Genomic DNA, 19940 nt, shown 5'->3' with positions numbered 1-19940 from the left:
TGGCCGTCGTCTTGTCTAAGACGCAACACTGGCACAACATTATGCACCAGTATTGATCGCGACGGGCCAGAGGCTCGCTATTTTGCTCCAAAATCCATCCTTCATGTCCCTCATCCTGTTCAATAAACCCTTCCAGGTGCTGTGCCAGTTCTCGCGCGAGGACGAGCGCGAAACCCTCGCCGACTACCTCGACATCCCGAACATTTATCCCGCCGGCCGGCTCGACGCCGACAGCGAAGGCCTGATGCTGCTGACGGACGACGGCCGCCTGCAGCACCAGATCGCCCATCCGGACCACAAGGAAGCGAAGACTTATCTAGTACAACTGGAGGGGATCGCCGACCGCGCCACCCTCGACCGCCTGCAGGCGCCGATCGACCTGGGCGACTTCATCACGAAGCCGTGCCGCGCCGCGCTGATCGCGGAGCCGGAGTGGCTGTGGCCGCGCAACCCGCCCATCCGCGTGCGCCAGGACAAGCCGACCAGCTGGATCGCGATCACGCTCGAAGAGGGGAAAAACCGCCAGGTGCGCCGGATGACGGCCGCCGTCGGCCTGCCCACGTTGCGCCTCGTGCGCTCGAGCATCGGGCCGTTTTCGCTGGCGACGCATCCGCTGCTGCCGGGCGAGTGGATGGAAGTGCCGGCCGCTGCCGTAGGCGGGAAGCGGTGACACGCTTGAGGCAGATCAACCTTTCCAAACGTTAATGTAGGATGGGCAGAAAACTGTCAACCGGCAATTCCTAGGCACCGTTAAGGGGACAGATTCACCGTTGTGGATCACCTTCTTCTTTAAAGGAACCCGAAATGTCCAAACTGATCGCTGGCCTGGTTGCTTCCCTGTTCGCCGTTTCCGCTTTCGCCGCCCAGGCCCCGGCCGCAGCCGCAGCCGCCCCGGCCGCATCGGCCACCGCCGAGCAGCCCGCCGCACCCGCGAAAAAAGTGAAGAAGCACCACAAGAAGGCCAAGAAGGCCGCCGACGCAGCCGCTCCGGCCGAACCGGCAGCCAAGTAAGCGAGCGCTCGACGCTCACCCAGGCAGCCTGCGGGCTGCCTTTTTGTTGCCAAAAACCGGGGTCAGAGCCCGGTTTTTGGCAACAGCCTTTAGTCAACAGAGAATTCGGGCAACAAAAAACCCGCCGGACTTGCGTCGTGCGGGTCGTTGTTATTGAGTCCCCCGGACTCAATAACTCCATGCGCAGCCGGGGCCGCGCGGGCGTTGCTGTCGGGTGTATTAAGCCGACAGGGCCTTGATGGCGGCAGCCAGGCGGCTCTTGTGGCGAGCGGCCTTGTTCTTGTGGATGATTTTCTTGTCAGCGATGCTGTCGATGGTCGACACGGACTGCTGGAAGATTTGCGAAGCAGCGGCCTTGTCGCCAGCCTGGATGGCCTTTTTGACGGCCTTGATTGCGGTACGCAGGGTCGAGCGCTGAGCCGAGTTGTGTGCGTTTTGCTTGACTGCTTGACGAGCGCGTTTGCGCGCCTGTGCGGTATTTGCCATGGAATTTCCTAATCGGGGTCAAGTTGCGTTTGCAAACATTCAAACCGGCCCATTCCAGTGCCTGCCAAACGAGTGTCTGCTAACAGAATTCAATACAGCCCTCGATTATAGCGAAGGTTTCATCGAAGGGCAAATCCTGGTTCGTTTTTGTGCAATAGCCCAGCTATAATCGCGGGCTATGAACCTACTCAAGACCCTGGCAGCCATCTCGAGCATGACGATGCTGTCCCGTATCACCGGCCTGTTGCGCGACTCCCTGTTTGCCCGCGCGTTCGGCGCCAGCGATTATACCGACGCCTTCAACATCGCCTTCCGCCTGCCCAACCTGCTGCGCCGCCTGTTCGGCGAAGGCGCGTTCTCGCAGGCGTTCGTGCCGATCCTGGCCGAGTACAAGAGCCAGAAAGGCGACGCCGCCACCCGCACCCTCGTCGACCACGTCGCCAATACGCTCGTGTGGGCGACGCTCGCGACGAGCCTCGTCGGCATCATCGGCGCACCCGTCGTCCTGTACGTCATCGCCAGCGGCCTCGAAGGCCCCGCGTTCGACGCCGGCGTCGTCATGACCCGGCTGATGTTCCCGTACATCCTGTGCATGTCGTTCGTCGTGCTGGCCGGCGCCGTGCTGAATACCTGGCGCGAATTCAAGATTCCCGCGTTCACGCCCGTGCTGTGGAACCTGTCGTCGATCTTCTTCTCGCTGTTCATGGTGAAGTATTTCGACGTGCCGATTTATTCGATGGCGGTGGCCGTGATGGTCGGCGGCGTGCTGCAGGTCGGTATCCAGATCCCCGCGCTGAAGCGCATCGGCATGCTGCCGCGCCTGTCGGTCAATCCGTTCGCCGGCCTGTCCGACCCGGGTGTGCGCCGCATCCTCAAGAAGATGGGCCCGGCCGTGTTCGCCGTGTCGGCCGCGCAGATCAGCCTCCTCATCAACACGAACATCGCGTCGCGCCTGGGCGCCGGCAGCGTCTCCGTGCTGCAGTACGCGGACCGCCTGATGGAGTTCCCGACCGGCATGCTGGGCGTCGCACTGGGCACGGTGCTGCTGCCCAGCCTGTCGAAGGCGAATGCCGACGGCGATCCCGTCGAATACTCCTCCCTGCTCGACTGGGGCCTGCGGTTGACGTTCCTGCTCGCGCTGCCGGCCGCCGTCGGCCTCGCGACCCTGGCCGAACCGCTGATCGCCACCTTGTTCAACTACGGCGCGTTCAACGCCCGCGCCGTCACGGCCGCCACGGCGCCGCTGATGGCCTATGCGGCCGGGCTGCTCGGCATCATCCTCGTCAAGATCCTGGCCCCGGCCTTCTACGCGCGCCAGGACATCCGCACGCCGGTCAAGATCGCCGTCGGCGTGCTCGTCGCGACGCAGTTGATGAACCTCGTGTTCGTACCGGTACTGGGCGTCGCCGGCCTCGCGCTGTCGATCGGTCTCGGTGCGTGCATCAACGCGAGCTTCCTGTTCACGGGCCTGCGCCGGCGTGCGATCTACGTGCCGCATGCGGGGTGGCTGCCGTTCTTTTTCAAAGTCGTCGTGGCCGTCGCGCTGATGGGCGCCGTGGCCTGGTTCAGCCAGGCGCAGCTCGACTGGGCCGCACTGCGCGCCCATCCCCTGCTGCGCGCGGGCGCCCTGTTCCTCATCATCGGCGCCTCCGCCGTCGTGTATTTTGCCGTGCTGCTGGCGCTGGGCTTCCGGCCGCGCCACTTCATGCGCCGCGCTAAGTAGCCGGGGTAGCCTGGCGGTTCTCCGCCTCGGGCTCTTTCTCTTCCTTGTCAGGAGGCGGCGCATCGGCGCCCGGCGCATCCACGCCGGGCGCATCCACGCCGGGCGCCGGTGGCGGCGGCGCGTCCCGCTCGGGAAACAGCGACGGCTGCTGCGGCGTGCCCGCGGGCGGGTCCTGGAACAGCGACGGCTGGCCGGGCATCTGCGGCTTGCCCTGCGCGAGGACCTGCCCCTGCATCAGCGCCTGTCCGGTCGCCGCGAACTTCCAGTCCGACACGTGCTGCTTGTTCTCGAAACCGGAAAAGCGCTTGTCGAAATTCGCCACCTTCAGCGGCTTCGCCTTCGACAGGCTGTATACGGCCAGCACGCCGCGCCGGTCGCCGGGATTGGCCCACACGATGCCCCACTCGGCCTTGCCCGTCAGCGGGTCGACGAAGATCTTGCGCAGATGCCGGCGCACGCCGGGAAAACGCGGATCCTTCAGCAGTTCCTGCAGCGACGGCGGCTGCGCCGGCTGGCCCTTCGGCGTCGCTTCGGCGTACGTGCGCAGCGCTTCGCCGAACGCGGCACCGATGTCCAGCAGTTCTTCCTCGGCGGCCGCGCGCCGCAGCAGCGCGTCGACCTTCAGCGTGGCCGCGCCGACGAGGCCGATCACGGTCACGAGGATGATGAGGCCGAGGTAAGTAAAACCGCCCTCGCGCCGCGGCGTCCTACCATTCCGCATACGGCTTGCCGTTGCGGCCCGTGCCCGGCGCGCCGCTGTGGATGTCGTGGATGCCGCCCTTGTCGCCATCTTCGGGCGGGACAACCGTCCAGGCCGAATCGCTGTCCGCGATCGGATCGAACGGCAGCGCCGGCAGGTATTTTTTCTCGACGAGCTGCTGCAGCGAATCCGGGTAGCGCCCCGTGTCCTCGTAAAACTGGTCGATGACGGCACGCGTGTTGCGCAGGTTCTCGGCGAGGATGGTCTCCTTGGTGCTGTCGACCTTCGGGAAGAAACGCGGCGCCGCGAGCGTGAGCAGCAGCGCCACGATGCCCAGCACCACCAGCAGTTCGATCAGGGTAAAACCCCGTTGTCGTTCGAGGTTCATGTCTTCACCAGCGGTTGTAAGGGATGCCGTTCAGCCCGACCTTGCCCGAGGTCGAGTAGACGTCGTACACGTCGTCGCCCTCTTTCGGCTCGTCCGGCTCGCTGGCGTAGCTGCGCTTGCCCCACGTCTCGGCATCCTTCAGGTCGGGGTCGCCGTTGAACGGGTCGCGCGGCAGGCGGCGCAGAAAATAAATCTTCGCCTTCTTCGGGCTGCGCTGGTCCGGCACGCCCTCGACCAGCACTTCCAGCTTCGGCGGATAACCGCTGGCGCCGGCCTGGCGGGCCACGCGGCCTTCGTCGCCGGCCTTCTTGTAGGCGTCGAGGGCGGCACGGATCTCGCGCAGCGCCACGCGCAATTCCTGTTCGTGGCGGCGCTGCAGCGCGATCTGCGCGGTCGGCACCACCAACGTGCCGAGCAGCGCCAGGATCGCGAGCGTGACGAGCAGCTCGATCAGGGTAAAGCCGCGCCGGCGCCGGGTGCTCATCGCACGCTTACTTCTGGTTCGGGAACGCGGCCTGCGACGCCGGCACGCGGTTGGCCGCCGGCTGCCCGGGCTGCACCGGCGTCACCTCCGGCTGCGGCAGCGGCGTGATGTCGATCGCGGGCGCGGCCGGCAGTTCCGACGGCGAGCTGGAGGCCGGCGCGGGCGGCAGCGTGCCGGTCCTGCCGACGCTGGTGGCCGGCACCATGCCGGTTTCGCCAATCACGGGCAACGGCGTGGGCAACGGCGCCGGCGACTGCGCTTGCGGCTGCGCGGCGGGCGGCTGCACGGCGCCCGCGGGCGGCACCGGCGGGCGCGCGGGCGCAGCGGCCGGCGCCGCGCGCGCACCCTGCGCCGGAATCTGCACCGGCGTGCGCACATTCGTGTCGGGACGGCGCCGGAAGCTGGCCTCCGTGCCGGCGCTGAATTCGGAGCTCGATGCCGGCGGGCGCTGCAGGGTGCGGATCAGGTGCGGCGTGATCGACAGCACGACCTCGGTCTTGTTACGCGTGTCCTGCTGGCTGCCGAACAGGCGGCCCAGTATCGGCAGGTCGCCGATGCCCGGCAGCTTCGTGCTGCTGGAGCGGTCTTCGTTCTTGATCAGGCCCGCCAGCACCTGGTTCTCGCCATCCTTCAGCTGCAGCATCGTGGAGGCCGAGCGCGTGCCGATGCGGTATGCCGTCGTGCCGCCCTTCGTCGTGACCGTGTCGACCAGGTTGCTGACTTCCAGCGAGATACGGATGCCCACTTCGTTGTTCAGGTAGATCGTGGGCTCGACATCCAGCTTCAGGCCCACGTCGACGTAGTTCACGGACTCCGACGCGAAGCCGCCCACGCCCGACGAGATGGTCGTCGTGATGGTCGGCAGCTTGTCGCCGATGACGACCTTGGCCTTTTCCTTGTTGCGCACGCGGATGCGGGCGCGGCCAACGTGTCGGAATCGCCGTCCGTCTTGCTGGCCGTGATCGAACCGGCGACACCGGTCACGCCGATCGTCGTGCTGTCCAGGTGATGCAGCTGGTCGATCGTGATCGCGCCGCCGGCCGCCGTCGTCAGCGGCGCGAACGACAGGCTCGTGGGCCAGTCGATGCCCAGGTCGAGCAGGCGGTTGCGCTGCACTTCCAGCACCTCGACGTCCAGCATCACCTCGGCCTCCGGCACGTCCTGCAGCGCCACGAGCTGCGACGCCAGCTTCACGGCCTCCGGCGTGTCGCGCAGGATCACGAGGTTGAGCTTCTCGTCCACGACGACGTCCTTCGATTTCAGGATCGTCTTGAGCGTGTTGCCGATCGACTTCGCTTCCGCATTGGCCAGGTAGAAGGTCTTTACCGTCATCTCCTGGTATTCCTTCTGCTTGGCCGCGATGTTCGGGTAGATCAGGATCGTGTTGCCGTCCATGACCTGGCGCTCCAGCTGGTTCGTCATCAGGAGATAGTACACGGCCGCTTCCACCGTGCTGTTCTTCAGGAAGACCGACGCGCGCTGGTCCGTCTTGACGTCCTTGTCGAACAGGAAGTTCAGGCCCGAGTGGCGCGCGATGACTTCGAAGATCTGCTTGATCGGCGCGTCGCGGAATTCCAGGTTGATGGGCGTGCGGAACGCGGCCGCCAGCGCCGCCTCGGGGGAGTTCGCCGCGATCTTGTCGTTCACTTCGGCCAGCAATTGACGCGCCGGTTCGTGCGTCGGGCGCTCCGTCAGGATGGCGGTCAGCTTCGTTTTCGCCGTGTCGTAATCCTTGCGCTCCAGCGCGGCGCGCGCTTCTCCCATCAACACACCGTGACGGCGGTCGGCATCCACCTGGCGCAGGCCGGCGCGGGCGCGGTCGTTGAGCGGATCGATCGCCAGCACGCGCCGGTAGTCCGCCACGGCCAGGTCGACCTTGCCGTCGGCCAGTTCACGGTCGGCCTGCGGCAGCAGGCGGTTCGTGGCGGCGTCGCGGGCGCGCAGGTACGCGGACTTGTACTGGACGTTGGTCGGATCGGCGGCCAGCGCTTCCTGGTATTTGGTAAGCCCGGCCTCGACCTTGTCCTGGGCCACGAGCTCGTTCCCTTCGCGGTAGGCCATTTGGGCCGCGCAGCCGGACAGCAGGATGGCGAGCAGCGCCGGGAGCAGGCGCCGGGCCAGAGTTGGGCGAGCAATCAATCGAATACTCCAATATTAAGCTGCTGAACCTGGTTCAGCGGCAAGTAGGTCAGGGTCAGGACCGGCGGCGCGATGGACTCGACGCGGTACGTCCCGTCGATCACGGCCCCCTTCTCGCGCACGACGTACGTGCGGTCGCCGCGCGCCAGGTAGACTTCCCAGGCGCCGTCGCCGACCGACTTGCCGATGAAGGTGAACGGCAGCGGCGGCGCGGTGGGCGGCGGTGGCGGCGGCGCGGGTTGCGGCGGCGGCGGCGGCGGGGGTGGCGGCGTCCAGTCATGGCGCCCGAACGGACCGGCGCCATTCTGCCCCTGGCCGAACGCGGCATCGCCGTCCCCGATCAGCGTGTCGCGCGGCACCAGCGCGAGGATCGGCTGTCCGCGGGCGCATCGCCGGCCTTGGCCGCGGGCACGACGGGCACCGGCGCCGGCGCCGGCGCCGGCGCGGCCGTGCGCACGAGCGCCGCCTTCGCGACGGGACGCTCGACCGGCTCGGCGATGTCGCCTTGCGGCGCCCGGTCGCCGAACGCGGCCAGCAGCGCGGCGCCGACGAGGGCCAGCGCGAGGATCGCGTGGCGCGGCTTGATGTCGGCCTTCTTCATGACGGATCCGTCCCGTCGCGCAGGTACAAGGTCAGCTTCAGGCGCGCGTCCACCGTCGCGTCGCCGATGGCGTCGCGGTGGAAGGTGATCTCGTCCAGCGACGCGAACGGAATCGCGCGCAGCGCCGCCATCGCGAACTGCCAGATCGCCGCGTAGCTGCCTTTCACCGGCAGGTTGACCTGGTACGTGTACACCTTCGCATTACGGTCATAACCCGGCTTGTACTCGCCCTGGCGCAGCACGAGGCCCGACCTGGCCGCGAGGTCGAACAGCGTCTTGACCTGCTGCTCGGCGCTGCCGCGCACGCCCAGTGCGCCGTAGAAGGCGGCGAGGTTGTCCGGAGCCTGCGGAGGCACGGGTGCCGGCGCGGATGCGGGTGCGGTGGCCACCTGCGCCTTCTGCTTCGCCTGCGCGGCGCGTGCCTCCTGCGCCCGTTCCATCGCCCACACGGCATGCAGCGTCCACGCCAGCGCGCCGGCCATCACGAACACGAGGATGCCGGCCGCCGCCACGAGCGGATTCGCGCGCAGCAGCACCAGGCGCAGGCGCAGCAGGGGCGACGTCAAGGTCGTCTTCATCGCGGAGACCTCCACTGCGCATCGATCTGGAAGCGGATCGGCCGGTTCGCGTCCTGTTCGTTGATCTCGTGGCGCGCCAGCAGGACGGTCGTGAACCACTCGACGCGCTGCAGCGCCTCGACGTAGGCGATCATGTCGTCGCTGGTCTTCGCTTCCGCAGTGATGCGCACGCTGCTCTTCCTGGCGTCCGGTTCCAGCGCCAGCAGCGCGATGGTGGCGGGCGTCGCCGCCTGGACGGCGTCGTGCAGGCCGCGCCACGGGAGGTTCAGCTGCTGCACGGACGCGTTCACGGCACCGGCCTGCGCGGGCGGCACCGTGCGCGCCGGTGCGGCGACGGGCGCGCGCGCGACGGCGCGTGCCTGCGCCTGCGCGACCTGCGCCGTCCGCTCCGCTTCCACGCGCTGCAGGCCGCGGTATTGCGCGACAGTGCTCGCGAGCGGCCCCGCCAGTGCCAGAGCGGCGATCAACAGGCTCCACGTCCCGCGCGGCGCCCGGTGCCACGTGCGCGCGAGGCTGGGCGGCGCGAAATCGATGCGGACCTTCTTCATGGCGCCCTCCCCGTCAGCGCGAGCCGGGCGCAATCGGGCCACAGCGGATCGGTTTCGTCCTCGAACAGCGTGCAGGCGAATTTCAGCCGGCCCGCGCTGCTCGCCCAGCCTTTCGGCGCCGGGCCGCAGATCTGCAGGCGCTCCGGCCGCGACAGGCCCACCCGCAGCGCCTCGCGCGCCACGTGGCCCTCGAGCCAGTCGCGGTCCGCGCCGGCCGGGATCGGCGCCGTGCGCACGGCCGCGAGCAGGTCGCCGTCGAACGCGGCAATACTCAACACGCCGCCGTGCACGACGCCGAACCACGCGCCCGCGCGGCGCACCCGGCGGTGCTGGTTCAGTGCGGCGACGAATTGCGGCACGATCTCGACCAGCCTGAAACGCTGGGAGATCGCTGCCGTCGTCAGTTGTTCGAGCAGGGACAGGGGCACCGCGGCCGCGAGGAACGGGCGCGCCGCATCCCAGTCCGCGCTGATGCTCCAACCGGACACGCCGCCGCCGAACAGCGCCTGGTAGCGCAGCATGGCCGCCGCTTCGAGGTCGGCGAGGCGCGTCGCGCCTTCCGGCGGCGTCACCTGCCACAGGCGCGCGAGGTCGTCGGCCAGCACCACCGTCACCGGCAGGCCGGCCACGTCATGCTCGCCCAGCAGCATGCCCAGCGCCGCGCCGAGCGACACCGGATCGGCGCCCGTCGCCGCCACCTGGCCGAGCAGGCGCGCGCGCTCGTGCGGCCAGATGCTGGTGCGCACGAGCGCCAGCGCGTCGGGCGCGATGCCGATGCGCAGCGACTGGCCGAAGCTCGACTTGAAACCATTAAGCATGCAGCGTGACCCTCCGGATTTCCTCGATGGTGGTGGCCCCGCGCTTCACGAGATCCAGCGCCGCGAGGCGCAGGCTGCGCGTGCCGTTGGCGGCGGCGGCGGCCTTGATGCGGCGAATCGGCTGCTTGTCGACGATCAGCTCGCGGATCTCGTCGTTCAAGGTCAGGATCTCGGCGATCGAGCGGCGGCCCTTGTAGCCGGTGCCGCGGCAATCGCCGCACCCCAGGCCGTGCATGAACTGGTAATCGTGGACGTCGGCGCGCGTCAGGTGCGCGGACGCCAGCTCGTCGTCGGACGGCGTGTACTGGACCAGGCAGCGCGGGCAGTTCATGCGGATCAGGCGCTGGGCCCAGATGCCGTTCAGCGCCGACACGAACGCGTACGGGTCGATGCCCATGTGCGTGAAGCGGCCGAACACGTCGAACACGTTGTTGGCGTGGACCGTCGTCAGCACGAGGTGGCCCGTCAGCGCCGACTGCACCGCGATCTCCGCCGTCTCGCGGTCGCGGATCTCGCCGACCATGATCTTGTCCGGGTCGTGGCGCAGGATCGAGCGCAGGCCCTTCGCGAACGACAGGCCCTTCTTTTCGTTGACGGGAATCTGCAGGATGCCCGGCAGCTGGTATTCGACGGGGTCCTCGATCGTGATGATCTTTTCGCGGCCGTTGTGGATTTCGGTCAGGGCCGCGTACAAGGTCGTCGTCTTGCCGGAGCCCGTCGGCCCCGTCACGAGCAGCATGCCGTACGCCTCCTGCGCGAGCATGCGCAGCGTCGCCAGCGACGGCGCGTCGAAGCCCAGCGCTTCCAGCGTGAGCGAGCCGTACGCTTCGATCATCGCGCGCTTGTCGAGGATACGGATGACGGCATCCTCGCCGTGGATGCTCGGCATGATCGACACGCGCAGGTCGATCTCGCGCCCGGCCGATTCGACGCGGAAGCTGCCGTCCTGCGGGATGCGGCGCTCGGCGATGTCCAGCTCCGCCAGCACCTTCAAACGCGAGATGATGTGCTCCGCCAGTTCGATGCCGCCGACGGACGCCGCGTGATCGAGCACGCCGTCCACGCGGTACTTGACGGCGAGACCGCCCGCCGTGCTTTCCAGGTGGATGTCGGAAGCACCCGCTTTCAAGGCGTCGTACAGGGTCGAGTTCACGAGCTTGACGGCGGGGCTCGCGGCTTCGGACACCGACGCGAACGACAGCACCGTCGCGCTCTTGCCGTCGCGGCGATCATGCAAATTCGCGCCGCTGTCGCCGGCGAGCGTGTCGACGGCGCGCGCGGATTCCTCCTGCTTGCCGAGGTACGCCTGGATGTCCGATTGCAGCGCGAGGCGCAGGTGGAGCGGCGCCGCCGCCGTCGCGCCGGCCTGCGCCTGCAGCCAGGTCTGCAGGTCGAGGTCGAACGGGTCCGCGATCACGCCCGTCAGGTGTTTCGCATCGTCGCGCAGCAGCACGCAGTGACGCGCGAGCGCCTGCGCCAGCGGCAGCAGGTCGAACGCCGGCTGCTGGCCGAACATCTCCGGCGTTTCCATCGTGGCGAGGCCGAACGGCTCGGCGAGCAGGCGTACGATCTCGCGCGGCTCCCGGCCCGACAGGCCCTGCAGCTCTTCGACGAGGGAACGGCGCGATTGCCGGCTCTGGGCGCGGGCGCGCGCCAGCAATGCGGCATCCAGGATTGCTTCCGGCGCGTTCACGACATGTCTCCGGCGAGGTCGAAAATGGGCATGTACAACAGCACGACGATGGCGCCGACGACGAGGCCGATGGCCGCCATCAGCAGGGGTTCGAAAGTACGGGTGAAGCGGTCGATCCAGCGGCCGATCTCGCCGTCGTAGAACGCGGCCGAGCGCGTGAGCATCGTACCCATCGAGCCCGTGCGCTCGCCCACGCGCAGCATGCGCAGCGAGATCGGCGTCGTCAGGCCGTTCGCCTCGAACGCGTCGGACATCGGCCGTCCCGCCTCGATCGCGGCGCGCGCCGCTTTCAGGCCGCCGGCGATACCGGGCGACACCATGCCCTGCACGGTGTCGATCGCGTTCACGAGCGTGATGCCGCCTTCGTTGAGCATGCCCAGCGTGAGGTAGAGGCGCGAGAGTTCATAGATGCGGGCGCGCTCGCCGATGCCGGGCAGCTTCGCCAGCAGGCGCGCGGCGCCGCCCTGTTTCAGCGCGCGCCGGATGGCCCACGCGGCCAGTGCGACGAACGCCGCGAAGCCGATGAAGAGTCCTCCCGCATGCCGGCCCGCGAACTGGCCCCAGTCCAGCATCAGGCGCGACATCCACGGCAGGTTGCGGCCCGCGCCCTGGTACACCTCGGCGAAGCGCGGCACCACGTACGACATCAGGAAGATCGACACGCCGCCGCCCACGAGCAGCAGGATCGCGGGGTAGATCGACGCGCTGACGACCTTGGCGCGCACGGTGTCGATGCGCTGCTGGTATTCGATATAGCGTTCGAGCGCGCGCGGCAGGTCGCTGGTTCCCTCGGCCGCGCGCACGATGCCCACGTACAGCGGCGGGAACAGCGCGGGCTGCGCGGCCATCACGGTGGACAGGCGCTTGCCTTCGCGCAGGCCGGCCAGTAGCCGTTCCAGCACGCTGCGCGTGGCGGGACTGGCTTCCTTTTCCAGCAGCGCTTCCAGGCCTTCGACGATGCCCAGGCCCGCGGTCAGCAGCGCGAGCAGCTCCTGGCTGAACAGCACGAGCGACAGCTTGCCGCCGCGCTGGCGCCGCAGCAGCGGCGCCTGCACGGGTTCGATCGCGCTGACGAACAGCCCGCGCGCCTCGACCTGGCGGCGCGCGTCCGCCTCGTCGAGGGCGTCGACGAGCACGCTGGCGATGCGCATGTCGGGCGCAAGGGTGCGAACCGCGAACTGCATGGGAGCGACAGGCCGGAGCGTTATTGGGAGCTGATGTCGGCGTTCTCGCCTTCGCCGCCCGGCTGGCCGTCCTTGCCGAGCGAGAGTACTTCATACTCGCCCTTCGTGCCGGGCGCGCGGTACTGGTAGGCATGGCCCCACGGATCGAGCGGGACACCCTTCTTCAGGTACGGGCCGTTCCACTTGCCGGACGCCGTCGACGGCGCCGTGAGCAGCGCGGCCAGGCCCTCTTCCGTCGTCGGATAGCGGCCGACGTCGAGGCGGTACGTGTCCAGCGATTTTTCGAACGCTTCGATCTGGGCCTTGGCCACGGTGACCTCGGATTTGCCCAGTTGGGAGAAATATTTCGGGCCGACGTAAGCCGCCAGCAAACCGATGATAACGATAACTACCAAGAGTTCAAGCAGGGTAAAACCAGCCTGACGGACCCGCGCGGCGGTGTCCTGGTTCTGCACACGATACATCCAACCGACTCCTCTATTGCTTTAGTGTAAAGCCATGCATGAAGGCTACCATGGCCCCGTCATGGCGACAAATCATTTTCCTGCATCGATCGTCGGTCAAATTCGCAAACGGATTTCTTGTTCGCAAAATTCTAACCTTGTTCTGCTCGCCTGAACACTGTTGCGCAATTGTTCGCCCATCCCTCGGGTCAGGGGTGACGGAATACCTAGCATACCTCGTTATCTGTGTGAAATCCTTTATGTTTTTTCGTTAATGGGGGAAGGATTTGTGTCGTTTTCGCGCGAATTTTTCTCACTTTCATTTAAAGTTTCCGTGAGGATATTTCCCAACATCATCGCTTATCTTCGCTTATTTCCGTACGAAAATCTTTCGAAATGATAATATTTGCACGAAATTAACAACAAAAATATTGAGCTACGGAAAAACTGCCGTTACAGTGACGCATCGATCAGTTTTGCGTTGCCTTGAATCATGAAAATCTCCGCTTTCCGTACCGCTATCGCCGTCACCCTCGCCGCCATGCTCGCCGCCTGCGGCAGTGGCGCCCAGATCGACCAGCCGGTCCAGACCGCCGCGATGACGGGCAGCGCCGCCCAGGTCGCCTCGGCCAATTCGCCCGCGCCGGATTGCGCGGCCGATGGCTGCAAGGGCCTGCGCATCATCGACGCGAACGCCGAAGCCTACCGCTACGAAGCCATGCGCCGCGCGGCGGCCGACGCACCGCAGTCCTGATCGTCCCCCAGCAGCCGTAAATCCATGCAGCGCGCCAGCGCATGCGCCCGGTTGTTGACGCCGAGCGTGCGGTAGATCCGCTGCAAATGGTTCTTGACGGTCAGCGCGCTGATCCCCAGCAGCCTTCCCATCTCGTCATTGCTCTTCCCCGCCCGCAGCCAGCCGATGATCTCGGTCTCGCGCGCGGAGAGCGCACGTGCCGGCGCCCCGTCCACGGCCGTCCGCGCCGCCGGCAGGCGCCCCAGCGCCAGGTGCAGGTGCGGCAGCAACAATTCCAGGAAATACGCGTGACGCGTCGTCGGCCGCACCGCCAGGCCGAACAGCAGAAACACGCTGCCCCCGGCGCTCGTCGGCCCCGTGCCGTGCGCGAGCACATTGTCGAACCCCAGCCGCAGGATCTCGTCGCCCAGGCCGTCCGGCGCCGCGCGCGCATCGATCGCGACCGTTAGCCGTCCACCCCGCGCGATGCGCAGCGCCAGATCCGTCAACGCCTGCCGCACCCCCGGCGCCAGCACGGTGCCGTGCAGGCAGTCCACCCGTGTGAGGACACCGCCATGGCCGAATTGCAGGCACACGAGCACCCGGTGCGGCAGCAGCGCCTGCACCTGGCCCTGGGTCCACAGGAAGAACTGGTGCGGGCCGGCCACGCGCAGGCCGGACTCGATGGCGCACAGCAGGTATTCCTGCTCCTGGCGGCTGAGGATGACGACGGGGTCCACGGTCAGGCGACGAAGCGGTAGCCGGTGCCGCGCACCGTCTCGATATGCTCCTGGTGACCGCTCGGCTGCAGCGCGTGGCGCAGGCGGCCCACGTGGGCGTCGACCGTGCGCTCCTCCAGCACGGCGTGCCGGCCCCAGACCTTGTCCAGCAATTGCGAGCGCGTGTGCACCCGCTCCGGATGGTGCATGAGGAAGTTTAGTAAACGAAATTCGACGGGTCCCAGCGCGACGGTGCTCGCGCCGGCCACCACGCGCTGCGTGTACGGATCCAGGTGCAGGCCGGCCATCTGCACGGCATCGACGGACGCATGCGGCGCGCGCCGGCGCAGCACGGCCTGCATGCGGGCCAGCAGTTCGCGCGGGTTGAACGGTTTCGTCAGGTAATCGTCGGCGCCGGCTTCCAGCGCGAGGATCTTGTCGTGCTCCCCTGCCCGCGCGGAGACCATGATGATGGCGATCCCGCGCGTGCGCGCCTGCGCGTGCAGGCGCCGGATCAGCGCTTCGCCCGACTGGCCGGGCATGTCCCACTCCAGCAGCAGCATGTCGGGGACGGCATCGTCGAGCAGGACGAGCGCCGACTCGGCGTCCGCGCACAGGCGCACGTCGTGGCCGGCACGGGTCAGGTTCAGTTCGAGCAGCTGGCGGACGGCCGGGTCGGGGTCCGCCGCGAGGACATGTGCGCGCATATAAGATCCTTGTCTCGGCGACAACAGGATCGAATATGCACTAAGCAAAGTCCTCTGAACAATATGATTTCTATTGGAAATTCATATGTTTATCGAATAAATCGACACCCCGTCGTTCCCGCGGAAGCGGGAACCCATGCCGGGCTGGCTTAACACGCTCAGCATGGATCCCCGCGTGCGCGGGGATGACGTTCAGGCCCGGCGCCGCTGCATCGCCCCCAGCAAGACGAGACCCGTCGCGACGACCAGCCAGTCCGCCGGCTCCGGCACCGGATTCACGGTCGCGAAGCCGGGATCGACGGCAATCGCCGCCGGCTCGCCCGCCACCAGGCTGATCTGCGCCGCCTGGAACGACAGGTAGTCGCCCACGCTGTCCAGCAGGCTGACGGACAGCCCGATGCTGCCGCCGTCCGTCGGCGCGCCGCCGAACGTCACGTCGAAGCCGAATTTTCCACCCAACGTGATCGACTGGAAGAACTCCGAGAACGCGTCGCTCGAGAACGTGTACGAACCGCCCGACCGCACCACGTTGTCGAGCGACGGCGTGCCCGTGAAGGCGCCGTCCAGGCCGCTGATCGTCGCCGTCAGCACCGCGCTCGTGGCGAACGGCAGGAAGTCGATCTGCATATAGCCGTCGCCGCTCGTACCCGTCGTGTCGAGGGCCACGTGGTAGACCGGGGTCGCGCTCGCGGCGCCGGCCAGCAGGGACAGCGCCAGCAGCGCGCGGGAGAAGAAGGTTTTCAGGTTCATCATGTGCGATCTCTCAATCAAAAGGTGCCGGAATACAGTTTGGACGTGAACGTGATGTTCGTCTTCGACGGGTTCGTGAACGTCAGCGCCACGGTCACGGTCGCGCCCGGTGCGAGGGTCGTGCCCGGCAGGGTCACGTAGGGCGCGCCATTGAAAGCGCCACTCCTGTTGTCGAGCGTGACGCCGGCCGGCAGGCCCTGCAGCACGTATCGCAGCGGGCCGGACAGTGCGCCGCCGCTCGTGTTCGTGAACGTCACGTTGCCGCTGAATTTGCCGGTGACGCGGTTGTAGCCGAGCGTGCCCGGCACGATCTTCACGCTGGCCGTGACGTCGGCGTAGGCCGGCGCCAGGTTCAGGCTCACGACGACCGGATCGTGGTCGGACGCGCGGAACGGATTGTTCACGTACGGGTCGTCGGCCGTGTCGCCGAGGTTGTAGTCGATCGCGTCCGGCTCGTCCGCGTTGTTGTGCCACTCGGTCACGCCGGCCACCTGCGGGTCGAGGGCGCTGCTGGCCAGCGCGTGGTCGAGGTAGCCGCTCTGGCCGTCGAACACGTACGAATACGGCGTACCGTTCGGCCGCACGAAGCGCTCCAGTTCGTTGACCATGCCGTTGTCCGTCAGGTACGCGATCGGGTCCTCATGGCCGTATGCGTTGAAGTCGCCCACGGCCAGCACGTCCGGATCGCCCGCGGCCGCCACGACGGTCGGGATGAAGTCGGTGAACAACCGTTGGGCCTGCAGCACGCGGGTCGCGGTCCAGCAACCCTGGCCGTCGCCGCTGTCCGTGTCGCCGGCACCGGCGCCGCCGCAGCTGCCTTTCGACTTCAGGTGGTTGACGATCAGCGAGAACTTCGCGCCGTTCGCGTTGACCTTGAACGTCTGGGCCATCGGCGGACGGTTGTTGACGGCGTCGCCGTCGGACAGCGCGCCGCCCACCGGCGTCAGCACGGCCGGTTTGTAGATCATCGCCACGCGGATCGCGTCCGTGCCCGTCGCGGCCGGCTTCGCCACGTAGGCGTACGTTGGCGTCGGCGTGCCGATCGCCTGGTTCAGCGCGTCGACGAGGTAGCTCACCGTGATGTCGCCGTTGTTCTGGATTTCCATCAGGCCGACGGCATCCGCGTTCATCGCCTTCAGCTCATTGACGATCTTGTCGCGCTGGCGGTTGAACTCGGCGAGATTGTCGGCGCCGCGGCAATTGCGCCTGGACGGTGCGGACGAGCCGATCGTGCAGCCCTGCCCCGTGCGGCCCCACGCGTCGGTGCCGTCCGTGAACGTCGTGAAGAAGTTCAGCACGTTGGCGCTGGCCACGCGGACATTGCCCGCGACGACGGTCGGCGCATCGTCGCGCGCGTTCGTGCGGCTGAACACGGGGGTCTCGGTCGGCTGCAGCTTGTACCAGCCCCCGCCACCGCCGATGGCGCCGAAGTCGAGCACACCGACGAGGTCCGTCACCGTGTCGCCCGCGCGCACGGTCTTGTCCGCCGCAAGATAAGGGATGTGCGGCGGCACGGTGAAGATGCCGTCGTCCAGGATCACCATGTTCTGCGCGTTGGCGGCGATCAGCGCGTTTGCCTCCGCCGTGCCGGCGCGGTAGCGGTTCGTCGGCGTCTCGCGGCGGCCGTTGGCCAGCACCAGCTCGCCGCGGTCGCCCAGATAGCTGTTGCCGTTGACGGTCAGCGGATTCGTGAAGCGCACGAGCATGCCTTCGTAGTGGCTCAGCTCGGTCGGCAGGTCGATGTTGACGGGGACTATCGTGTTGCCGCTGCCGAGGACCGTGGCGGCGCTGACGTCCTTCAGTTCCGTGTACGAGCGTTTCGCACCGTTCGGCGTGAACTCCGTCACGGTGCCCGTCACGCGCACGAGATCGCCTTCCTTGACGGCGGCTGCCGCGGTGGCCCCGAACACGAAGATCGCGTCGGACGTGTCCGGATCGCCGTCGCCCTGCGGGTCCTGGATGTAAAAGCCGCTGCCCAGTTTCTTCGTGACGACGCCGGACGTCGTCTGCACCGTGTTCACGTACGGGCTCGCCAGGCCGCGGCCCTGCATCTGCGGGATCTTGACGAGGCCGCTGACAGCCACGTTGACGGTGCAGCTCGCGCTCTGGCTCGCGTCGTTGGCGAACGTGATCTCGACCGGATACGTGCCGGCCGGCAGGCTCGCGGCGACGACGAGGTTCGCGGTCGCCGTGCGGTTGTCGGCAGTGGCCGGCGTGAAGCCCGTCAGGCTGATGCCGGCCACGGCGCCCTTGCTGATGACGGCGCTGTTGACGAGGCTGTCGGCGTCGCTCGCCTGCAGCGGCGCGGTCGTGCCGGTGCCGACTTCGATGCCGACGCTGCCCGGGCACGCCAGCACGATCGGCTGCGGCAGCGGCGCGCCGCTGCACGACACGCGGTCGCTGGACGTGTTGCGCGGGCTTGCTGCGCCGGTGACGAAGTCGCTGCTGTTGTCGTCCGAGTCCAGGCAGCCATTGTTCTTGCGCAACACGGCCAGCGTGTTCGACGGCGCCGGCGTCGCGCCCGAGCCTTCGTAATAGCCGGCGGTGGTGCCGAAGCCGACGAGGTCGACGACGTTGTCGACGGGCTTGCCGCCGGCCAGGGCCGTCACCGAGTTGACGAGCGCGACCTTGCCGGCCGTCGCACTCATCGTGATGGTGCCGGTGGCATCCGGCGTCAGCGCGTCCGTGCCGCCGCTGCCCAGCGCCTCATGCACGAGGTAGTACTGGCCGGCGGCCAGCGTGACGCTGGCGGGCAGCTTCGTCACCTGCCAGCTCGTTCCGGTGGCCGATGCGTATTGCACGCTCCAGTTCGTCAGGGTGACGGCCGTGTCGCCCGTGTTCAGCAGCTCGATGTAATCGTTCTTGTAGGTGGCGCCTGAATTGCCGCCGCCGCCGTAGACCTGGCTGATGACGACGCCGCCCGGCGCGGCGAACACGGGTGCCGACAAGCCGGCCAGCAGCGCGGCCAGCACGGTCATGCGTCCTGGAGAATGCAAATGTGTCATGGGTTATCCTGGAAATGATTTGTCAATGCAACACTTAACAAATGTATATTAAATGCACAAATTGACAACATCATGACCACGGATTAGTCCGAACGGACCAATTCAGCGCTTGCGGTAAGGCGCAGCCAACGGCTCCCCGATGAACAGCCCCTGCGTGGGCCAGGCGACGCTTTTCCAGTAGGCCTCGATTGCGCTATTGCCCTGCACATAGTGCTTGAGCAGCACCGCCGGATTCGGGAATTTCTGCCAGTGGTTGCAGGGCTCGCTGACGGTGCCATAGCTCGCGGTCGCGCCCGCCTCCAGCCAGCGCAGGCTGCTCATCTGCTCGCCGCCGAGCAGGTCGCCGCCCAGCGACGTCAGGTGATCGGCCAGCGCGCCGGGCAGGAAGTGCAGCGTGTCCAGTTTGGCGACCTCGGCCATGCCCGTCTCGTAGACCATGACGTCCTGCGCGCCCTCCAGCACGTCGGCCTGCATCGTCTTCGTCGCCAGCTTGCGCGCGGCGATCCTGCCGGCCGGCGGGAAGAACTGGGCGCGGGAATTGCGCACCTTTTCCGACGTTGCCAGGAAGTAGGCGGTGGCCGGCACGATCCGGAAGCCCGCACCGGCGCCGCGGTCGATCAGGGCCTTCGCCTGCTCCACGGATTCCGTCGGCAGCAGCATCGAGATGCGGATGTTCAGGTCGGTGTACGGACGGGGGGAACTGGAATTGAAGTACGGGCTCGGCCGCCCCGGCAAACACGTCTTGATGCACTGGTCGGGATCGAACCCGAGGCTGTACGCGCCCGTGATCGAATTGCACGCGACCTTGTACGGCGCGGTCCACACCATCAGCACCGCCTGCACCTCGGGCCGCAGGTGCGCGTCGATCTCTTCCTTCAGTTGCGCGAAGCGTTCCGGGCTGATCTCGTGCGGCTTGCCGGGTATGCGCACGTGCACGACATTGGCCGCCGGGATGCCGCGCCGCTTGCGGTAATACTCGCCGACCTTGACGCTGTTCGGTTCGGCATCATTGATGACGATCGCCAGTTGATCCGGCTGGAGGTGGGAGGCGCTGACGAACTGGGCATGAGAAGGTGCCGCAAGGAAGACAGCGAAAAACAGGGATAGGCAGAGTCTTGGGATCCAGATCATGAACACATCATGCCACAACTTGCAACGAAGACAACGGTGGGGTGGGGTAATTGATACCGGGGGCATCAAGTACGTGCCCACGCGTGACGCAGGTGACGT

Annotated in this window: 23 protein-coding genes; 4 read left to right on the top strand and 19 right to left on the bottom strand. The window is 67.3% G+C overall.

Annotated elements, in window-relative coordinates:
* The first annotated feature begins 103 nt into the window (after positions 1–103).
* Both ACEN98_RS23900 and ACEN98_RS23895 read left to right on the top strand, forming a co-directional pair.
* On the top strand, positions 104–670 hold the full coding sequence (locus tag ACEN98_RS23900; RefSeq protein ID WP_413387409.1) for a pseudouridine synthase: 567 nt from the start codon (positions 104–106) through the stop codon (positions 668–670).
* A gap of 134 nt (positions 671–804) precedes the next feature.
* Positions 805–1011 carry a hypothetical protein gene (locus ACEN98_RS23895; protein ID WP_413387408.1) on the top strand — a complete coding sequence of 69 codons (207 nt, stop codon included), beginning with the start codon at positions 805–807 and terminating at the stop codon, positions 1009–1011.
* 219 nt (positions 1012–1230) lie between these two features.
* Here ACEN98_RS23895 and rpsT read toward each other — a convergent pair whose 3' ends face one another.
* Entirely contained in the window at positions 1231–1497 is a 267-nt protein-coding gene (gene rpsT, locus ACEN98_RS23890; RefSeq protein ID WP_036237481.1) for a 30S ribosomal protein S20, read from the bottom strand.
* A 178-nt stretch (positions 1498–1675) separates the two neighbouring features.
* Here rpsT and murJ point away from each other — a divergent pair, with 178 nt between their 5' ends.
* Positions 1676–3220 (top strand): murein biosynthesis integral membrane protein MurJ, encoded by a 1545-nt coding sequence (murJ, locus tag ACEN98_RS23885; protein ID WP_413387407.1) that lies wholly within the window; start codon positions 1676–1678, stop codon positions 3218–3220.
* Here the strand turns inward: murJ and ACEN98_RS23880 are convergent.
* Genes ACEN98_RS23880 through gspG form a run of 13 tightly spaced genes read right to left on the bottom strand, consistent with a single transcriptional unit; the run spans position 3213 to position 12817 of the window.
* Complete coding sequence (locus ACEN98_RS23880) at positions 3213–3941, bottom strand: type II secretion system protein (RefSeq protein WP_413387406.1); 729 nt, start codon at positions 3939–3941, stop codon at positions 3213–3215. The two genes, murJ and ACEN98_RS23880, sit on opposite strands and share 8 nt — an antisense overlap.
* Positions 3928–4308 (bottom strand): type II secretion system protein, encoded by a 381-nt coding sequence (locus tag ACEN98_RS23875; protein ID WP_413346053.1) that lies wholly within the window; start codon positions 4306–4308, stop codon positions 3928–3930. The genes ACEN98_RS23880 and ACEN98_RS23875 overlap by 14 nt, the downstream gene beginning before the upstream one ends.
* A 4-nt stretch (positions 4309–4312) precedes the next feature.
* Complete coding sequence (locus tag ACEN98_RS23870) at positions 4313–4792, bottom strand: type II secretion system protein (protein ID WP_413387405.1); 480 nt, start codon at positions 4790–4792, stop codon at positions 4313–4315.
* Positions 4793–4799: 7 nt separating this feature from the next.
* Positions 4800–5699 carry a type II secretion system protein GspD gene (locus tag ACEN98_RS23865; RefSeq protein ID WP_413387404.1) on the bottom strand — a complete coding sequence of 300 codons (900 nt, stop codon included), beginning with the start codon at positions 5697–5699 and terminating at the stop codon, positions 4800–4802.
* Positions 5597–6931: a secretin N-terminal domain-containing protein gene (locus ACEN98_RS23860; protein WP_413387403.1), complete on the bottom strand. Its 1335-nt coding sequence runs from the start codon at positions 6929–6931 to the stop codon at positions 5597–5599. Before ACEN98_RS23860 ends, ACEN98_RS23865 begins: the two co-directional genes overlap by 103 nt.
* Positions 6928–7290, bottom strand: coding sequence for a hypothetical protein (locus ACEN98_RS23855; RefSeq protein WP_413387402.1), 363 nt, complete (start codon positions 7288–7290; stop codon positions 6928–6930). The genes ACEN98_RS23860 and ACEN98_RS23855 overlap by 4 nt, the downstream gene beginning before the upstream one ends.
* Complete coding sequence (locus tag ACEN98_RS23850) at positions 7272–7532, bottom strand: hypothetical protein (protein ID WP_413387401.1); 261 nt, start codon at positions 7530–7532, stop codon at positions 7272–7274. Before ACEN98_RS23850 ends, ACEN98_RS23855 begins: the two co-directional genes overlap by 19 nt.
* Positions 7529–8110 carry a hypothetical protein gene (locus ACEN98_RS23845; RefSeq protein WP_413387399.1) on the bottom strand — a complete coding sequence of 194 codons (582 nt, stop codon included), beginning with the start codon at positions 8108–8110 and terminating at the stop codon, positions 7529–7531. Before ACEN98_RS23845 ends, ACEN98_RS23850 begins: the two co-directional genes overlap by 4 nt.
* On the bottom strand, positions 8107–8658 hold the full coding sequence (locus ACEN98_RS23840; protein ID WP_413387398.1) for a PilN domain-containing protein: 552 nt from the start codon (positions 8656–8658) through the stop codon (positions 8107–8109). Before ACEN98_RS23840 ends, ACEN98_RS23845 begins: the two co-directional genes overlap by 4 nt.
* Positions 8655–9476 (bottom strand): hypothetical protein, encoded by an 822-nt coding sequence (locus ACEN98_RS23835; RefSeq protein ID WP_413387397.1) that lies wholly within the window; start codon positions 9474–9476, stop codon positions 8655–8657. The genes ACEN98_RS23840 and ACEN98_RS23835 overlap by 4 nt, the downstream gene beginning before the upstream one ends.
* Positions 9469–11169, bottom strand: coding sequence for a GspE/PulE family protein (locus ACEN98_RS23830; RefSeq protein ID WP_413387396.1), 1701 nt, complete (start codon positions 11167–11169; stop codon positions 9469–9471). The genes ACEN98_RS23835 and ACEN98_RS23830 overlap by 8 nt, the downstream gene beginning before the upstream one ends.
* Positions 11166–12353 (bottom strand): type II secretion system F family protein, encoded by a 1188-nt coding sequence (locus ACEN98_RS23825; RefSeq protein WP_413387395.1) that lies wholly within the window; start codon positions 12351–12353, stop codon positions 11166–11168. Before ACEN98_RS23825 ends, ACEN98_RS23830 begins: the two co-directional genes overlap by 4 nt.
* Positions 12354–12373: 20 nt before the next feature.
* Positions 12374–12817 (bottom strand): type II secretion system major pseudopilin GspG, encoded by a 444-nt coding sequence (gene gspG, locus ACEN98_RS23820; protein ID WP_413387394.1) that lies wholly within the window; start codon positions 12815–12817, stop codon positions 12374–12376.
* 472 nt (positions 12818–13289) lie between these two features.
* Here gspG and ACEN98_RS23815 point away from each other — a divergent pair, with 472 nt between their 5' ends.
* On the top strand, positions 13290–13550 hold the full coding sequence (locus ACEN98_RS23815; RefSeq protein ID WP_413387393.1) for a hypothetical protein: 261 nt from the start codon (positions 13290–13292) through the stop codon (positions 13548–13550).
* On the opposite strand, the gene ACEN98_RS23810 is transcribed toward ACEN98_RS23815, so the two are convergent.
* The 5 genes from ACEN98_RS23810 to ACEN98_RS23790 all read right to left on the bottom strand — a co-directional run bounded on the left by ACEN98_RS23810 (position 13505) and on the right by ACEN98_RS23790 (position 19841).
* Entirely contained in the window at positions 13505–14269 is a 765-nt protein-coding gene (locus ACEN98_RS23810; RefSeq protein WP_413387392.1) for a LuxR C-terminal-related transcriptional regulator, read from the bottom strand. The two genes, ACEN98_RS23815 and ACEN98_RS23810, sit on opposite strands and share 46 nt — an antisense overlap.
* Before the next feature lie 2 nt (positions 14270–14271).
* Positions 14272–14955 (bottom strand): winged helix-turn-helix domain-containing protein, encoded by a 684-nt coding sequence (locus tag ACEN98_RS23805; protein ID WP_413387391.1) that lies wholly within the window; start codon positions 14953–14955, stop codon positions 14272–14274.
* 192 nt (positions 14956–15147) lie between these two features.
* Positions 15148–15708 (bottom strand): NF038129 family PEP-CTERM protein, encoded by a 561-nt coding sequence (locus ACEN98_RS23800; protein WP_413387390.1) that lies wholly within the window; start codon positions 15706–15708, stop codon positions 15148–15150.
* A 14-nt stretch (positions 15709–15722) separates the two neighbouring features.
* The gene (locus tag ACEN98_RS23795; protein WP_413387389.1) at positions 15723–18710 is read right to left on the bottom strand and encodes an ExeM/NucH family extracellular endonuclease; all 2988 of its coding nucleotides are present in this window, start codon (positions 18708–18710) and stop codon (positions 15723–15725) included.
* A 102-nt stretch (positions 18711–18812) separates the two neighbouring features.
* On the bottom strand, positions 18813–19841 hold the full coding sequence (locus ACEN98_RS23790) for a TIGR03790 family protein (protein ID WP_413387388.1): 1029 nt from the start codon (positions 19839–19841) through the stop codon (positions 18813–18815).
* Between the last annotated feature and the right edge of the window lie 99 nt (positions 19842–19940).

This window comes from Massilia sp. CT11-137, assembly GCF_047302885.1.
Classification (GTDB): Bacteria; Pseudomonadota; Gammaproteobacteria; order Burkholderiales; family Burkholderiaceae_D; genus Telluria; species Telluria orientalis.
The sequence above is the reverse complement of the archived record's forward strand: the minus strand, read 5'-3'. Positions and strand labels throughout refer to the sequence as shown.

What these genes read in the sequence shown, in the direction of transcription:
- ACEN98_RS23900 (WP_413387409.1), top strand. Translation starts at nt 104, where the DNA reads ATGTCCCTCATCCTGTTCAATAAACCCTTCCAGGTGCTGTGCCAGTTC.
- ACEN98_RS23895 (WP_413387408.1), top strand. Translation starts at nt 805, where the DNA reads ATGTCCAAACTGATCGCTGGCCTGGTTGCTTCCCTGTTCGCCGTTTCC.
- rpsT (WP_036237481.1), bottom strand. Translation starts at nt 1,497, where the DNA reads ATGGCAAATACCGCACAGGCGCGCAAACGCGCTCGTCAAGCAGTCAAG.
- murJ (WP_413387407.1), top strand. Translation starts at nt 1,676, where the DNA reads ATGAACCTACTCAAGACCCTGGCAGCCATCTCGAGCATGACGATGCTG.
- ACEN98_RS23880 (WP_413387406.1), bottom strand. Translation starts at nt 3,941, where the DNA reads ATGCGGAATGGTAGGACGCCGCGGCGCGAGGGCGGTTTTACTTACCTC.
- ACEN98_RS23875 (WP_413346053.1), bottom strand. Translation starts at nt 4,308, where the DNA reads ATGAACCTCGAACGACAACGGGGTTTTACCCTGATCGAACTGCTGGTG.
- ACEN98_RS23870 (WP_413387405.1), bottom strand. Translation starts at nt 4,792, where the DNA reads ATGAGCACCCGGCGCCGGCGCGGCTTTACCCTGATCGAGCTGCTCGTC.
- ACEN98_RS23850 (WP_413387401.1), bottom strand. Translation starts at nt 7,532, where the DNA reads ATGAAGAAGGCCGACATCAAGCCGCGCCACGCGATCCTCGCGCTGGCC.
- ACEN98_RS23845 (WP_413387399.1), bottom strand. Translation starts at nt 8,110, where the DNA reads ATGAAGACGACCTTGACGTCGCCCCTGCTGCGCCTGCGCCTGGTGCTG.
- ACEN98_RS23840 (WP_413387398.1), bottom strand. Translation starts at nt 8,658, where the DNA reads ATGAAGAAGGTCCGCATCGATTTCGCGCCGCCCAGCCTCGCGCGCACG.
- ACEN98_RS23835 (WP_413387397.1), bottom strand. Translation starts at nt 9,476, where the DNA reads ATGCTTAATGGTTTCAAGTCGAGCTTCGGCCAGTCGCTGCGCATCGGC.
- ACEN98_RS23825 (WP_413387395.1), bottom strand. Translation starts at nt 12,353, where the DNA reads ATGCAGTTCGCGGTTCGCACCCTTGCGCCCGACATGCGCATCGCCAGC.
- gspG (WP_413387394.1), bottom strand. Translation starts at nt 12,817, where the DNA reads ATGTATCGTGTGCAGAACCAGGACACCGCCGCGCGGGTCCGTCAGGCT.
- ACEN98_RS23815 (WP_413387393.1), top strand. Translation starts at nt 13,290, where the DNA reads ATGAAAATCTCCGCTTTCCGTACCGCTATCGCCGTCACCCTCGCCGCC.
- ACEN98_RS23805 (WP_413387391.1), bottom strand. Translation starts at nt 14,955, where the DNA reads ATGCGCGCACATGTCCTCGCGGCGGACCCCGACCCGGCCGTCCGCCAG.
- ACEN98_RS23800 (WP_413387390.1), bottom strand. Translation starts at nt 15,708, where the DNA reads ATGATGAACCTGAAAACCTTCTTCTCCCGCGCGCTGCTGGCGCTGTCC.
- ACEN98_RS23795 (WP_413387389.1), bottom strand. Translation starts at nt 18,710, where the DNA reads ATGACACATTTGCATTCTCCAGGACGCATGACCGTGCTGGCCGCGCTG.
- ACEN98_RS23790 (WP_413387388.1), bottom strand. Translation starts at nt 19,841, where the DNA reads ATGATCTGGATCCCAAGACTCTGCCTATCCCTGTTTTTCGCTGTCTTC.